The sequence below is a fragment of the Stenotrophomonas sp. genome (assembly GCF_050737075.1).
Taxonomy (GTDB): Bacteria; Pseudomonadota; Gammaproteobacteria; order Xanthomonadales; family Xanthomonadaceae; genus Stenotrophomonas.
Window position 1 is genome coordinate 1 of sequence record NZ_JBOHXV010000108.1, and the last position, 14,563, is coordinate 14,563.

General features: G+C 68.0%; 11 protein-coding genes. 7 read left to right on the top strand and 4 right to left on the bottom strand.

All coding sequences use genetic code 11. The features are described 5' to 3' along the window. Positions 1-11: 11 nt before the first annotated feature. The 3 genes from msrA to msrB all read right to left on the bottom strand — a co-directional run bounded on the left by msrA (position 12) and on the right by msrB (position 3,120). Positions 12-749, bottom strand: a complete 738-nt coding sequence (gene msrA / locus ACREPD_RS19105; protein WP_431600772.1) for a peptide-methionine (S)-S-oxide reductase MsrA — start codon at positions 747-749, stop codon at positions 12-14. A 14-nt stretch (positions 750-763) separates the two neighbouring features. Continuing rightward, positions 764-2,539, bottom strand: coding sequence for a cytochrome c biogenesis protein DipZ (locus tag ACREPD_RS19110; protein WP_431600773.1), 1,776 nt, complete (start codon positions 2,537-2,539; stop codon positions 764-766). 77 nt (positions 2,540-2,616) lie between these two features. After that, a complete protein-coding gene (gene msrB, locus ACREPD_RS19115) occupies positions 2,617-3,120 on the bottom strand; it encodes a peptide-methionine (R)-S-oxide reductase MsrB (protein WP_431600774.1) in 504 nt (167 codons plus the stop codon). A gap of 146 nt (positions 3,121-3,266) precedes the next feature. On the opposite strand from msrB, the gene ACREPD_RS19120 reads away from it, so the two are divergent. The 3 genes from ACREPD_RS19120 to ACREPD_RS19130 all read left to right on the top strand — a co-directional run bounded on the left by ACREPD_RS19120 (position 3,267) and on the right by ACREPD_RS19130 (position 6,673). Continuing rightward, positions 3,267-3,989, top strand: coding sequence for a response regulator transcription factor (locus ACREPD_RS19120; RefSeq protein WP_431600775.1), 723 nt, complete (start codon positions 3,267-3,269; stop codon positions 3,987-3,989). Continuing rightward, on the top strand, positions 3,986-5,458 hold the full coding sequence (locus ACREPD_RS19125; RefSeq protein ID WP_431600776.1) for a HAMP domain-containing sensor histidine kinase: 1,473 nt from the start codon (positions 3,986-3,988) through the stop codon (positions 5,456-5,458). Before ACREPD_RS19120 ends, ACREPD_RS19125 begins: the two co-directional genes overlap by 4 nt. A 93-nt stretch (positions 5,459-5,551) precedes the next feature. Further along, a complete protein-coding gene (locus tag ACREPD_RS19130; protein ID WP_431600777.1) occupies positions 5,552-6,673 on the top strand; it encodes an alpha/beta fold hydrolase in 1,122 nt (373 codons plus the stop codon). Positions 6,674-6,849: 176 nt separating this feature from the next. On the opposite strand, the gene queD is transcribed toward ACREPD_RS19130, so the two are convergent. Continuing rightward, on the bottom strand, positions 6,850-7,206 hold the full coding sequence (gene queD, locus ACREPD_RS19135; protein WP_431600778.1) for a 6-carboxytetrahydropterin synthase QueD: 357 nt from the start codon (positions 7,204-7,206) through the stop codon (positions 6,850-6,852). 152 nt (positions 7,207-7,358) lie between these two features. On the opposite strand from queD, the gene ACREPD_RS19140 reads away from it, so the two are divergent. The 4 genes from ACREPD_RS19140 (at position 7,359) to ACREPD_RS19155 (ending at position 14,534) form a co-directional block, all read left to right on the top strand. After that, positions 7,359-10,025, top strand: a complete 2,667-nt coding sequence (locus tag ACREPD_RS19140; protein WP_431600779.1) for a TonB-dependent receptor — start codon at positions 7,359-7,361, stop codon at positions 10,023-10,025. Positions 10,026-10,055: 30 nt separating this feature from the next. After that, positions 10,056-12,620: a M14 family zinc carboxypeptidase gene (locus ACREPD_RS19145; RefSeq protein ID WP_431600782.1), complete on the top strand. Its 2,565-nt coding sequence runs from the start codon at positions 10,056-10,058 to the stop codon at positions 12,618-12,620. Positions 12,621-12,862: 242 nt separating this feature from the next. Then, positions 12,863-13,657 (top strand): DUF4198 domain-containing protein, encoded by a 795-nt coding sequence (locus ACREPD_RS19150; protein WP_431600780.1) that lies wholly within the window; start codon positions 12,863-12,865, stop codon positions 13,655-13,657. A 25-nt stretch (positions 13,658-13,682) separates the two neighbouring features. After that, positions 13,683-14,534: an EF-hand domain-containing protein gene (locus tag ACREPD_RS19155; RefSeq protein WP_431600781.1), complete on the top strand. Its 852-nt coding sequence runs from the start codon at positions 13,683-13,685 to the stop codon at positions 14,532-14,534. The last annotated feature ends 29 nt before the right edge of the window (positions 14,535-14,563 follow it).

The window sequence follows — 14,563 nt, forward strand, 5'->3', positions numbered from 1 at the left end:
CGCTTCCGCTGTCATCGCGCGGACAACGTCGACACCAACCGCGGCTTCTCGCGGTACAGCTGCGGGTACATCCGCTGCAGCGCCGCTACCTTCGGCTGGTCGTTGATGCGGATGTACAGCGATTCGGGGTGCAGGGTCAGGTAGTTCTGGTGATAACCCTCCGCCGCCACGAACGGCTTGCCACCGTCCACCGTGGTCACCACCGGCGCGGCGTACACGCGCGCCTTCTGCAGCTGCGCGATGTAGGCGCGGGTGGCATCGCGCTGCACGGCGTCGTCGGCATACACCGCCGAACGATACTGGGTGCCGCGATCCGGTCCCTGGCGGTTGAGCTGGGTCGGGTCGTGCGCCACCGAGAAGAACACCTGCATCAGCTGGCCGTAACTCACCTGGCTGGGATCGTAGGTGACCTGCACGGCCTCGGCATGGCCGGTGCCACCGCCGCTCACGCGCGAATAGGTGGCGTCGGTTGGCTGCCCGCCGATGTAGCCGGAAACCGCGTTGTCCACGCCCTTGAGGTGCTGGAACACGCCCTGCACGCCCCAGAAGCAGCCGCCGGCGAACACCACCTGCGCGCGCTTGCCGGGAAGCGCCGGGTTGGCGGCGCCGGTGGGCGCCGGCACCGCGACCACCGCTTCGGCAGCGGACGCGTGTGCGGGCCCCTCCAGGCTGAACACCCCGCCGACGATGAGGGCGGCGATCGCGGCGGCAATGCCGCCGGCCACCAGTTTGTCGAGTGAAACTCGCATCTGCGTCTCCTGGTTCAACCGAAGGTGAAGGCGTAGGCGTGCACGCCCGGGTCGAGGAATTCGATCTCGAAGGTGCGTTCGCCGACCTCGCCGGACTGGCGGATCAACTGGTACAGGCGGTGCTCGTCCACCGTGCCGCTACCGTCGGGCGCCACGTCGCCGCCCGCCGCCGCACCCGGTGCCTGGCCGTCAATGCGCACGCGGAAGCGGACGGGCTTGCCGTCCGCACCCGGCGCCAGCACCAGGTGCAGGTCGCGGGCATGGAAGCGGTAGGCGATGCGCCCGCCGGCCTGCTGCAGCTGCGCGTCTTCGTTGCCCACCGTCCAGCGCCCGCCCAGCGCCCACTGGTTCAACGTCAGCGTGGTCGGCACGGTGTAGTCGGCCGGCTGGTCGTTGCGCTGCCCGCCCGGCGAGGCGAAGTTCTCCGCCCGTGCGTGGCCGAGGTAGGTCTCCGGCGACTTGAGGTTGCGCATGTCGGCCTGCAGCTCCACCCCGTCGCGCGGGGCGCCGGCCTGCATCGCCATCGCCTGGGCCGGTTCGTCCGGCAACGCATGGCCGGCTTCGCGCAGCAGCTGGCGGATGATCTGCTCGGACTGCGCGTAGTTGCCTTCGCCGAAGTGATGGGCGCGGATGCGCCCCTCGGCGTCGATGAAGTAATGCGCGGGCCAGTAGCGGTTGTTGAAGCCGCGCCAGATCGCGAAGTCGTTGTCGATGGCCACCGGGTAGGTGATCTTCAGATCCTTCACCGCGCGCTGCACGTTGCCCAGGTTGCGTTCGAAGGCGAATTCCGGCGCGTGCACGCCGATCACCACCAGGCCGTGGTCGCCATAACGCTGCTGCCACTCACGCACATACGGCAACGCGCGCAGGCAGTTGATGCAGGAGTAGGTCCAGAAATCGACCAGCACCACCTTGCCACGCAGCCCTTCGGCGGTCAGCGGCGGGCTGTTGAGCCAATCGGTGGCGCCGGCCAGCGAGGGCAGCGTGCCTTCCACCGGCAAGGGCGCGCCCGCCGGGGCGTTGGCCGCCATCATCATGGCGCTGCCGGCGGCGGGCTCCTGGCCGGGCAGGGCATCCAGCAGGCCCTGCTCCAGCCGCGAGGTGCTCATCGACGACAACCGGGTCAGCACGCCGGTGTCCCAGCCCATGGCAATGGCCACCACCGCCAGCAGCGCGGCGACGCCCAGTGCGCGACGGATCCACTCGCCCGTGCCCAGGCGCTGCTTGAGCGCGTTGAACACCCGCCCGCCGATCCAGATCGCCAGCGCCAGCGATGTCGCCGCGCCCAGCGCGTAGGCCAGCAGCAGCCCGCTGGTGCCCACGCTGGCGCCCTGCAGCGCGGCGCCGGTGAGAATCAGGCCAAGAATCGGGCCGGCGCACGGCGCCCATAGCAGGCCGGTGGCCACGCCGATCAGCAGCGAGGTGCCCACGCCACCGCGGCCGGCGTCGGTGGCCGCATCGGCCGACGCGCTCAGGCGTGCGCCCAGCCGCTGGAACGGCGACAGCAGGCGGTTGGCCAGGGCCGGCCAGAGCAGCGCCAGCGCGAACAGGGCCATCACCACCAGCGCGATCCAACGCCCGATCTGGTTGGCCTGCGCCACCCACTGGCTGCCCACCGCCGCCAGGCTGGCGACGACCGCGAACATCAGCGCCATGCCGATCAACAGCGGCAGGCCGCTACGCAGGAACGGACGGTCGGAGCGGGCGAACACGAACGGCAGCACCGGCAGGATGCAGGGGCTGAGGATGGTCAGAACGCCGCCCAGGTAGGCCAACACAAGCAGGAACATGGAGAAATCCTTTCAATGAAGATGGAGGGTGCGGAAAGCCCGCCGGGCAGAGCCCGGCGCTACGGTGGTGTGGCGTTTCATGCCGGCGTGAACTGCATCGCCACGCCGTTCATGCAGTAGCGCAGTCCGGTCGGGCGCGGGCCGTCGTCGAACACGTGGCCGAGGTGGCCGCCGCAGCGCCGGCAGTGCGCTTCCACGCGCAGCATGCCCAGCGTGGTGTCGCGGTCCTCGGCGACGGCGTCATGCAGCGGTGCCCAGAAGCTCGGCCAGCCGGTGCCGCTGTCGAACTTGGTGGAGGAAGAGAACAGCGGCAGCGCACAGCCGGCGCAGGTGAAGGTGCCGCGCCGGTGCTCCTTGTTGAGCGGGCTGCTGAAGGGGCGTTCGGTGCTCTGCTGGCGCAGCACAGCGTACTGCGTCGGGCTGAGCTGTTCGCGCCATTGCGCGTCGGTGCGCATCACCTCGAAGCGGCGCGTGGGTGCCGGCGCGGCGGGCGCCGGGCCGCTGCAGGCAGTCAGGCCGAACAGGCCGGCAGCGGCGCCGATGGCGCCCATGCCGAGCAGTCTGCGACGGGTACAACGCATGGCGATCTCCCGGTCTGGATACGATGGGGCCATGCTGCGCCCGGGCCGGTCAACGAATCCTCACGCAGGGTTAAATTTTCCGTGACACATTCAGGTCCGGATCTGGCCACAATGCGATCACTTTCCTGCTGCCCGTCACCGTGCCAATGAGCAGTGCCAAGCGCGTCCTGATCGTCGAAGACGATGTCCACATCGCCAACCTGCTGCGCATGCACCTGCGCGACGAAGGCTATGAGGTCACCCACGCGGCCACCGGCGACGAGGGCCTGGCCCTGCTGGAAGCACAGCCGTGGAGCGCACTGGTGCTCGACCTGATGCTGCCCGGCGTGGACGGCCTGGAAATCTGCCGGCGCGCACGCGGTATGGCGCGCTACACCCCGATCATCATCACCAGCGCCCGGGCCAGCGAGGTGCACCGCATCCTGGGCCTCGAACTGGGCGCGGACGATTACCTCGCCAAGCCTTTCTCGATGCTGGAGCTGGTGGCACGGGTGAAGGCGCTGCTGCGCCGCGTGGAAGCGATGGCGCAGAACGCACGCATCGATGCCGGCGAACTGGCCGTGGCCGGGCTGCGCATCGACCCGGTGGCACGCACCGCACAGGTGGAAGGGCGCGCGCTGGAACTGACCCCGCGCGAATTCGACCTGCTGTACTTCTTCGCGCGGCATCCCGGCCAGGTGTACTCGCGCATGGACCTGCTCAACCAGGTGTGGGGCTACCAGCACGACGGCTACGAACATACGGTCAACACCCACATCAACCGGCTGCGCAACAAGATCGAACGCGACCCGGCCTCGCCGCAGCGCATCCAGACGGTGTGGGGCCGCGGCTACAAGCTGGTCGATGGCAGCGAAGGCGTGCCGGCATGATCCGGCTGACGCTGTCGCAGCGGTTGTCGGTGGCCTTCTTCGCGCTGCTGCTGGTGTGCTGCGGGGCGTTGATGTGGATCCAGATGCGCAGCACCACGGTGCACGAGCAGGAGACCGTGCAGCGGTTGTCGCGCGGGCTGGCCGAGCACATCGCGCGTAGCGGCGAATTGATGGATGGCGGTGGCATGCGCAACGGCGAAGTGCGTGCGCTGTTCGGCAAGCTGATGGCGGTCAATCCCAGCGTGGAGGTGTACCTGCTGGATGACCAGGGCCGCATCCTCGGCCACGACGCACCGACCGGCCACCTCAAGCGCGACCGCGTGGACCTGGCGCCGGTGCAGGCGCTGCTGCGCGACGAGCCGCTGCCGATCCTGGGCGACGACCCGCGCAGCAGCAACGGGCGCAAGGTATTCAACGCCGCGCCGCTGTTCGTGCAGGGGCGCCAGGCCGGCTACATCTACGTGGTGCTGGTGGGCGAGCAGCGCGAGGCGCTGGCGGCCAACATCGCCGCCAATGCCACGCTGCGCACCACGCTGTGGTCGCTGGCGATCGTGGCGATCATCGGGTTGCTGGCCGGCGCGGTCGCGTTCCGCTGGGTCACCCGGCCGCTGCGCCAGCTCACCCGGCGGGTGCAGTCGTTCGATGTGGATGCGGCCGCGCCGACACAGGCGGTGCCGCCCACGCCGCTGCGCGAAGGCGAGCGCGACGAGCTGGCGATCCTGCAGCACAGCTTCGGGCACATGGGCCAGCGCCTGGGCGAGCAGTGGCAGCAGCTGCGCCAGCAGGACCTGCAGCGCCGCGAACTGGTGGCGAACATCTCGCACGACTTGCGCACGCCGCTGTCGTCGCTGCATGGCTACCTGGAAACGCTGGCGCTGAAAGATGCCACGCTGAGCGCCGAAGAGCGCCAGCGTTACCTGGCCATCGCGCTGTCGCAGAGCCACAAGGTGGGCCGCCTGGCGCAGGCGTTGTTCGAGCTGGCGCGGCTGGAGCACGGCGGGGTGGTGCTGGACCGGCAGGTGTTCTCGCTGCCGGACCTGGTGCAGGATGTCTTCCAGAAATTCGAGCTGGCCGCGCAGGCGCGCCGGCAGACGCTGGCGGCGCAGATTCCGCCCGGGCTGCCGGTGGTGGACGCCGACCTGGCGCTGATCGAGCGGGTGCTCACCAACCTGCTGGACAACGCGATCCGGCACACGCCCGAAGGCGGCCGCATCACGGTGACGCTGCAGGCGGCGCAGGGCGAGGTGCAGGTCAGCGTGGCCGATACCGGGCCGGGCATTCCGGTAGCGCGGCGAGACGACCTGTTCCACACGCCGCCGGCGTTCGGCAGCCAGCGGCCGGACAGCGGCGGGCTGGGGCTGCTGATCGTGCACCGCATCCTGCAGCTGCACCAACGTGAGATCCAGTTGATGGACAGCCGCGAGGGTGCGTTGTTCGTGTTCTCGCTGCCGGCGGCGCGGGCTATCTGACGGTCCCCTGCCCAACGTCACGGCGACAACCGGCACTGGGGCGGCGGGTTCGAAGCGGCTGCAATGCACCAGACACCAGCGAGGAGTGAGCGCATGGCAATCGCACCGGGTTCGCATGGCCGCCTGCGCGGCGTGATGTCGCTGCTGCTTGCACTGGGCATGACGTGGAGCGCCGCGGCGGCGGAGGTCTGCCCGGACACCGCGGCACTGGAACCGGCGCGCGCGGTGGTGCGCGACCTGCAACGGATCAGCACACCCAATGGCATCCAGGAGCAGTACGCAACGCCGATCGGCGGCGTGCCGCAGTGGCTGACCATCCGTGGCGAGGACCGCGCCAACCCGGTGATCCTGTTCGTGCACGGGGGCCCGGCCAGCCCGGTGACGCCGAGCCTGTGGCAGTTCCAGCGGCCGCTGGAGGAATACTTCACGGTGGTGGACTGGGACCAGCGCGGTGCGGGCAAGACCTACGCGGAGGCGCCGCCAGAGACGATCGCGCCGACGCTGACCATCGAGCGCTACGTGGACGATGCCATCGAGGTGGCCGAGCACCTGCGCACCCACCTGGGCCAGCGCAAGGTGATCCTGATGGCACACAGCTGGGGCACCATCGTGGCGATGCAGGCGGCGCTGAAGCGCCCGGATCTGTTCCATGCCTACGTGGGCATCGGGCAGATCATCAACCAGGTGGAGAACGAGAAGATCAGTTTCGAGTACGGGCTGGCGCAGGCCAAGGCGCACGGCAACACCAAGGCCATCGCCGAGCTGGAGGCCATCGCGCCGTACCCGGGCAACACGCCGATTACCCGCGAGCGGATCATCACCGCGCGCACGTGGCCACAGTATTACGGCGGGCTGACCGCGTACCGGGATGACTCGGCGTACTACTTCGGCGCGGCCAAACTCTCACCGGAGTACACGGACGCCGACCGCTGCAACATCGACAAGGGCAGCGTGCTGTCGCTGGGGCCGTTGCTGCCGCAGATGCTGAAAGTGGACTTCACTTCCATCACCCGTTTCCCGATCCCGGTGGTGATGTTCATGGGCCGGCACGACTACACCACCCCCACCGCACCGACCGAGCGCTGGTTGAACAACGTGGACGCACCCTTCAAGCAGGGCGTGTGGTTCGAGCACTCGGCGCACATGGTGCCGTGGGAAGAACCGGGCAAGACGCTGCTGAGCCTGGTCCAGATCGTGCGCCCGCTGGCGCGGTAGCTGGCCCAAAAAAAAGACCCGACAGAGGGAGGGTTCTGTCGGGTCCTGGATTGCGTGGGGGGAGGGACCCACGCAAATTCACTTGATGCGATGCAGCATACGCCGAATGTGGTGCATTGCAACAAATTTTTGCCGAAATGGTCCGGATTCAGGTATGTCCGTTGTAAATCAACGACTTACGGTCCTCGGTAACGGCAGCCGGAGGTGCAGGTCTCGTGCACCGTCACCTCGCTCAGCGCCGGCAGCGCAGGCTTGAGCTCGTTCCAGATCCAGATCGCCAGGCGCTCGCTGGTCGGATTTTCCAGGCCGGGGATGTCGTTGAGATAGTGGTGGTCCAGGCGGTCATAGATCGGCTGGAACGCCGCTTTGACGTCGCCGAAATCCATGATCCAGCCGGTGTGTTCGCCCGGCTCGCCTTCCACCTTCAGCTCCACCCGGAACGAGTGGCCATGCAGGCGCGCGCACTTGTGGCCCGCCGGCACGTTGGGCAGGTGGTGGGCCGCTTCGAGGGTAAAGACTTTGAAGATTTCCATGGGCGCATTGTACGGCCATCCAACGAAAACATATCCATCCGGATGAAGAGATGTTACTTTTCGTTATATCCGCATGAAGCGATGTTATTGGCTCGTTAAGGGCCCGGCATGGACTACTGCGGAACTTGTCGTCCACCACCCCCACTGAGTTCATGCCCAAGCACACCCTTCTTGTGGCGGCCCTTTCCGCCGCTCTGGCTACGCCTTTGTCCGCGTTTGCCCTCGACACCGCCGCCGGCCCCGATGCCAGCCCCGACGCCTCCGCCAACCGCGACAGCACCACCCTGGCTGCCGTGCGCGTCACCGGTTCCAACATCAAGCGCACCGACACCGAGACCGCCAACCCCGTGCAGGTGATCGGCCGGCAGGAGATCGAAGCGACCGGCAAGGCCACCGTCGCCGACCTGCTGCGCTCGATCTCGGCCAACACCGGCAACGCCAACAACGAGACCACCAACAACGGCTGGGCCTCCGGTTCGGCCGGCATCGGCCTGCGCGGCCTGTCGCAGAAGAACACGCTGGTGCTGCTCAACGGCCGCCGCCTGGCCAACTATGGCTTCCCGGCCGGTGGCCTGTCCGACACCTTCGTCAACCTCAACGCCCTGCCGATGGTCGCCGTCGAGCGCATCGAAGTGCTGAAGGACGGTGCGTCCGCCGTGTACGGTTCCGATGCCGTGGCCGGCGTGGTCAACATCATCACCCGCCAGAACTTCCAGGGCGCCGATCTCGGCGCCAGTGCCGGCACCTCCGACCAGGGCGGGCTGGACGAACAGAACCTGAAGTTCATCGGCGGCATCGGTGATCTCGACACCGACGGTTACAACATCCTGGTCAGCCTGGAAGGCTACAACCGCGAGCGCCTGGACCAGGACCAGCGCGACCTCACCAAGTCCGGCATCTACACCGACCAGCCCGGTGGCCGCTGGAACGGCTGGTCAGCCAAGGGCGCGCGCTTCCTGGTCAACGGCACCTCGGTGCCGATGCTGGACGCCAACGGCCAGTGCCCGGAAAACACCACGCTGGTGGCCAGCGCGCCGATCGACGGCCTGCCGGGCAACACCTGCGGCTACAACCTCGCGCCGTACACCACACTGATTCCGTCCACCAAGCGCTACCAGGCCTACGTCAACGGCACCTTCAAGGTGAAAGACAACGTGGAAGCCTTCGGCGAAGTGATCTACAGCGAGATCAAGGGCGTGTCGTGGTTCGGCAGCAGCCCGTTCTTCACCCTGGAGAGCGGCCGCTTCGCGCTCAACGCCGATACCGGCCTGGCCGAGCCGGTGTCGTCCAACCTGCCGGCGAGCAGCCCGTTCAACCCGTACGGCCGCGCGATCCCGATCGAGTACACCTTCTTCAACCTCGGCCCGACCATCAAGACCAACCGCTCCACCGCGTACCGCGGCGTGTTCGGCCTGCGCGGCAGCCTGCAGGACTGGGATTGGGAAGTGGGTGCGTTCGGCGCACGCAGCAGCGAGCGCGAAACCGTCTCCGGCGGCTTCGCCAACCGCTGGACCCTGGCCGATGCGCTGGCTACCGGCAGCTACAACCTGCTCAACCCCTCGGCCACCCCGCAGTCGGTGATCGATGGCATCAACCTGAGCACGCTGCGCCCGGCCGAGTCCGTGCTGCAGGGCGTGGACGCCAAGATCTCCGGCGGGCTGGGCAGCACCTGGGCCGGTCCGATCGGCTTCGCCGCCGGCCTTGAATGGCGCCGCGAAAAGCTGGATTCGGAAAACCCGTGGCAGATCGATGCCGGCCTGCAGATCCGCCCGGCCATCGCCGAAGTGCATGGCGAGCGCAAAGTCACCGCCGCCTACGCCGAAGTGAACGTGCCGCTGGCCGAGCGCCTGGAACTGCAGGCCGCCGCGCGCGCCGACCATTACAGCGATTTCGGGGATGCGTTCTCGCCCAAGCTCAGCCTGCGCTGGCAGCCGTTCGACATCCTGCTGGTGCGCGCCGCGGCATCGAAGGGATTCCGCGCGCCATCGCTGTCGGAGAACTCCAACAGCACCAGCATCGCCTACGGCAGCGTGATCGACCCGCGTGACCCGGACGTGCCCGGCTCGCGCCAGAACCCGACCTTCTTCACCGTCGGCAACAGCGATCTGAAGCCGGAGCGCACCAAGAGCTACAACCTGGGCGTGGTCCTGTCGCCGTGGTCCAACACCAGCCTGAGCGTGGACTACTACCGCATCGAACTGGAGAACCTGGTCGGCACCAACAACACCCAGACCCTGGTCACCAACGATGTGCCGGGCGCGGTCACCCGCGATGAGCGCGGCAAGCTGCTGGCGGTGTTCAACCGCTACCAGAACCTGAGCGAGCTCAAGACCTCCGGCTTCGACGTGGAGCTGCGCCAGCGCTTCCCGACCGAACGTGCAGGCGACTTCGCGCTGTCCACCGCGTTCACCCACGTGCGCGACTACAGCCGCCCCACCGTGGTCGGTGGCCCGCTGGTGGACTACGCCGGCAGCAACCTCGGCGCCACCCTGCCCAAGAACAAGGCGACCACCACGCTGGACTGGTCCTATGCCGACTTCCGCACCGCGCTGACCTGGTACTACACCAGCGGCTACGACCAGAAGGCCAGTGCGGCGGCCACGGCGGTGCAGGATCGGGTGGATTCCTACAGCCAGTTCGATCTGTACCTGGCCTACACCGGGCTGGAGAAGCTGACCCTGTACGCGAAGATCCAGAACCTGGCCGACGAGGAGCCGCCGTACGACGCCTCGTTCCCCGGCATCCGCGCGCCGTACGACTTCAGCCAGTACGACCTGCGCGGCCGCTACTTCACCGTCGGCTTCGATTACCGCTTCTAAGAGGGGTTTGCTGTGTCCTTGTTCCATGGTTTGTCGCGTCCCATCACCTGGCTGGTGGGTTCGCTGTGGCTGTTGGCCGCGCCGGCGTTCGCCCAGAGCGCCTATTTCTTCCCGCAGGGCGGTGATTTCGATCCGGCCATTCCCACCCCGCAGCAGTTCCTGGGGTACGAGATCGGCAGCCGCTACACCCGGCACGACCAGCTGGTGGCCTACTTCAACGAACTGGCCAAACACTCGGACAAGATCAAGGTCGAACAGATCGGCAGCAGCTACGAAGGCCGGCCGCTGTTGATTGCCACCGTCACCTCGGCGCAGAACCAGCAGCAGCTGGAAACCCTGCGCCGCCAGCACGTCACCCTGGCCGATCCGGCGCAGCCACTGTCGGCCGCCGGCAACAGCCCGGTGGTGGTGTGGCTGGGCTACAGCGTGCACGGCAACGAGACCTCCAGTGGCGAAGCCGCGCTGCTCACCGCCTTCTACCTGGTGGCCAACCGCAGTGCCGACACGGCGAAGTGGCTGCAGCAGGCGGTGGTGCTGTTCGATCCGGCGCAGAACCCGGACGGCCGCGACCGCGCGGCCAGCTGGCACAACGCGTATGCGTCGTCACCGGCGTCGGCCGACCCGGCCGACAAGGAGCACGTGGAGCCGTTCCCGCAGGGGCGCACCAACCATTACTTCACCGACCTCAACCGCGACTGGCTGGCACTCACCCAGCAGGACACCCGGCCGAAGATCGCCTACTTCCACCAGTGGTATCCCAACGTTCAGATCGACTTCCACGAGATGGGCAAGGACAGCACCTACTACTTCGAACCGTCTCCGGCGAGCATGCACAGCCCGCTGTTGCCGGCGTCGTCGTACGAGTTCAACAAGACCCTGGCCAAGTACCACGCGCAGGCGCTGGATGCGTTGGGCTCGCTGTACTACACCGGCGAGAACTTCGACAACTTCTCGCCCGTGTACGGCTCGACCTATCCGGACTTTCATGGCGCGGTCGGCGTCACCGTCGAGCAGGCCAGTTCGCGCGGACGCGTGCAGGAATCGGTCAACGGCCTGCTGACCTTCCCGTTCACCATCCGCAACCAGGTGGCGACCGGGTTGGGCACCGTGCGCGGTGCGGTCACCGAGCGCGATGGACTGCTGAAGCTGCAGAAGGAATTCTTCCAGTCCGCGCTGAAGCAGGCCGGCCAGCAGCCGGTGAAGGCGTTCGTGTTCGGCGATGCCAAGGACCCCGGCCTGACCCGGCGCCTGCTCGACCTGCTGCTGCAGCACCAGATCACCGTGCAGGCGCTGAGCACGGCGGTGACGGTGGACGGCCAGCGCTTCGAGCCGGGCAGTGCCTACGTGGTGCCCACCGAACAGCCGCAGTTCCGGCTGGTGCATTCGATCTTCGCCGACACGCCGCCGATCAAGGGCGACGTGTTCTACGGCAGCACCTCCTATGCGATCGCCCCGGCCTACGGTGTCGCGTTCGCCGGCAGCCGCAGCCGCGTCGCGGGCGGCGAGCGCATCACCGCCTTGCCGGCCGCGCGTGGCGGGGTGAGTGGTGGCCAGGCCGGTTACGCCTACGTGTTCGACTGGCGCGACTACAACGCCAGCCGCGCACTGTACGCGCTGCAGGCCAAGGGTGTGCTCGCGCGCGCCGCGTTCCAGCCATTCACTGCGGCTACTGCGTCCGGTGAGCAGGCGTTCGCGCGCGGCAGCGTGGTGATTCCGGTCGCCGGGCAGACGCTGTCGGGCGAGGCGCTGCTGGCTGCGGTCGACGAAGCGGCGCGCAGCAGCGGGGTGCAGGTGCACGCGCTGGCCAGCGGCCAGAGCCGCAGCGGCATCGACCTGGGCAGTGACAGCGTCAAGTCGCTGCGCAAGCCGGCGGTGGCACTGGTGATGGGCGAGGGCGTGAGCGCCACCGAGATCGGCTCGGCATGGTTCCTGCTCGACCAGCAGGTGCAGCTGCCGGCCAGCAAGCTGGACCCGGCGCAGCTGGGCAAGGTCAACCTGGACCGCTACACGACCATCGTGTTGTCCGGCGGCACCTACACCGGCGTGGATGCCACTGCGGTGGCCGCGCTCAAGCGCTGGATCAACGCGGGCGGTTCGCTGGTGACGTACGGCAGCGCGGCCAAGTGGGCGATCGAGCAGAAGCTCAGCGATGAAGTGCTGGGTGCCGAAGAGAAGGAACCCGAAGGCGCGCGCCGCGCGTTCGGCGACCAGCGCGACATCGCCGCGATCGAGCGGGTCAGCGGCAACATCCTCAGTGCCGATGTGGATACCAGCCATCCGCTGGGGTTCGGCCTGCCGCGTACCCAGCTGGCGGTGAACAAGGAAAACGGGATCAGCTTCAAGCCCAGCCGCAATGCATTTTCCACCGTGGTGCGCATCGATGAGACGCCGCGGGTGAACGGCTACCTGTCCGAGGCCAACCGCAGCCGCGTGGCCGGCGCCGCCTGGCTGCTGGTGTCGCCGCAGGGGCAGGGCAACGTGGTGCTGTTCGCCGATGATCCGGCGCACCGCAAGTATTGGCACGGTACCGAGCGGCTGCTGTTGAACGCGGTGTTCTTCGGCAACCTGTTGAACCCGACCAAGCCGCGCGGGTAATCCGCGCCCGGTGCGTGGTTTCCGTGGGACACGCATGGCGTGTCTCTACCGGGTGCATGCATCCGGCGATGGGGGCCGTGGGGCGGTGCGCCACCGCGTAGCGCCACGCCATGCGTGTCCCACGGAATCCACCCGGAGACCGAACCACCACACCCCATGTGAAATTTCCGTATTGCGAATCATTCGCGATAAGAATACGATGTCGCCCGCCGGCCATCCCGCCGGCGTCGCGAGCATCCGCCATGTCCCTGCGCCCCGTTGTCGCCCTCCTGCTGGCTGCGCTGGCACTGCCCGCCGTCGCCCACACGCCGTACCTCGCTCCCGCCAGCTTCGAGGTCCGCCCCGACAGCACGGTCACCCTGGATGCCAGTTTCGCCGAGACCTTCTTCGTCCCCGAAGTCGTGTTCGACAACAGCGCGTTCCTGGTCACCGACCCGGACGGCCGGCAGCATGCCCCCGACACCGTGCAGCGGCTCAAGACCCGCGCCGTGGTGGAAACCACCCTTCCGGGCCAGAAGGGCACCTACCGCTTCAGCACCGGCAACCGCCTCGGCGCGGTGTTCCGCACCTGGGAACTCAACGGCAAGACCGGTTCCAGTCGCGACCCGGCCACGCCGCTGCCGGCCGGCGCCACGCTGACCAGCCACTACCAGAGCCTGTCGCGGTCGGAGGTGTACCTCACCGCCGGTGCGCCCACCACCACCGCGCTCACGCCCTACGGCACCGGCCTGGAGCTGGTGCCGGTGACCCATCCCAACGACCTGTACCGCGGCGAACACTTCGACTTCGTGGTGCAGTACGACGGCAAGCCGCTGCCGAACCAGAAGGTCGAGATCCACCGCGCGCTCGGCGACGGCGTCGCCCAGCCGGCCCCGCTCACGCTCACCACCGATGCCGCCGGCAAGGCGCGCTTCGCGCTGGACCAGGCCGGCAGCTACCTCGCGTTGATCCGCTATCGCGGCCCGGCACCGGCCGGCGCGGCGGCGCCGCAGTACGGCAACAACTACACGCTCACCTTCCGCGTTCTCGAACCGTAATCGCGTCCATTCCAGGGGGAATACCATGAAGACCACGTTGCTCACCGCTGCCCTGCTGGCAGCGGTGCTGGCCCCGGCTGCGCACGCGCAGGCCGGCGACAAGGCCGCCACTGTTTCGCCGACCGCTGCCGCGTTCCTCAGCCAGTTCGCCGCCGAGGGTACCGACAGCGTCAGCTGGGCGCAGTTCGAGGCCTTCCGCAAACAGCGCTACGCCGATACCGACCGCAACCACGATGGTGCGGTGGACGAGCAGGAATACGTGGACGAGTACCTGCAGCGCTTCGACGTGCGCCTGGCCACTGCGCGGGCGGGCCACCTCAGGCAGACCGACACCCGCTTCAAGGCCCTCGACCGCGACAAGAACGGTGCGATCAGCCGCGCCGAGTACGATGCCGCCGGCGAACGCACCTGGGCGGGCTACGAAAAATCGCAGGACGCGACCCGCGAGAGCGCGGCCGCCACCTCGCGCGACCCGCTGAAGATACCGACCTCGCATACCGCCAACGGCATGCTAGAGCTGTACGACACCAACAAGGATGGCGTGGTCGACCGCGCCGAGTTCGACGCGGTGCGCGCCGCCACGTTCTCCGCGACCGACGCCGATGGCAACGGCGCGCTGTCGCTGGCCGAATACACCACCGAATTCGAAGGTCGCCTGGACCAGCAGCGCACCCGCGTGCGCGCCGACGCCGAACGCCAGGCGCGCGTGCGCTTCGCGGCCTTGGATACCGACAAGGACAAGCGCATGACGTTCGCGGAGTACCAGGCGTCCGGCAAGCGCATGTTCACCCGCGCCGACAGCAACGGCGACGGCGTGGTGGACGCACGCGATCCCGAGCCGGTTGCCGGCGCGCATTCGGCCAACGGCAACCGCTGAATCCCAACCGGTAGCGCCGGCCGTTGGCC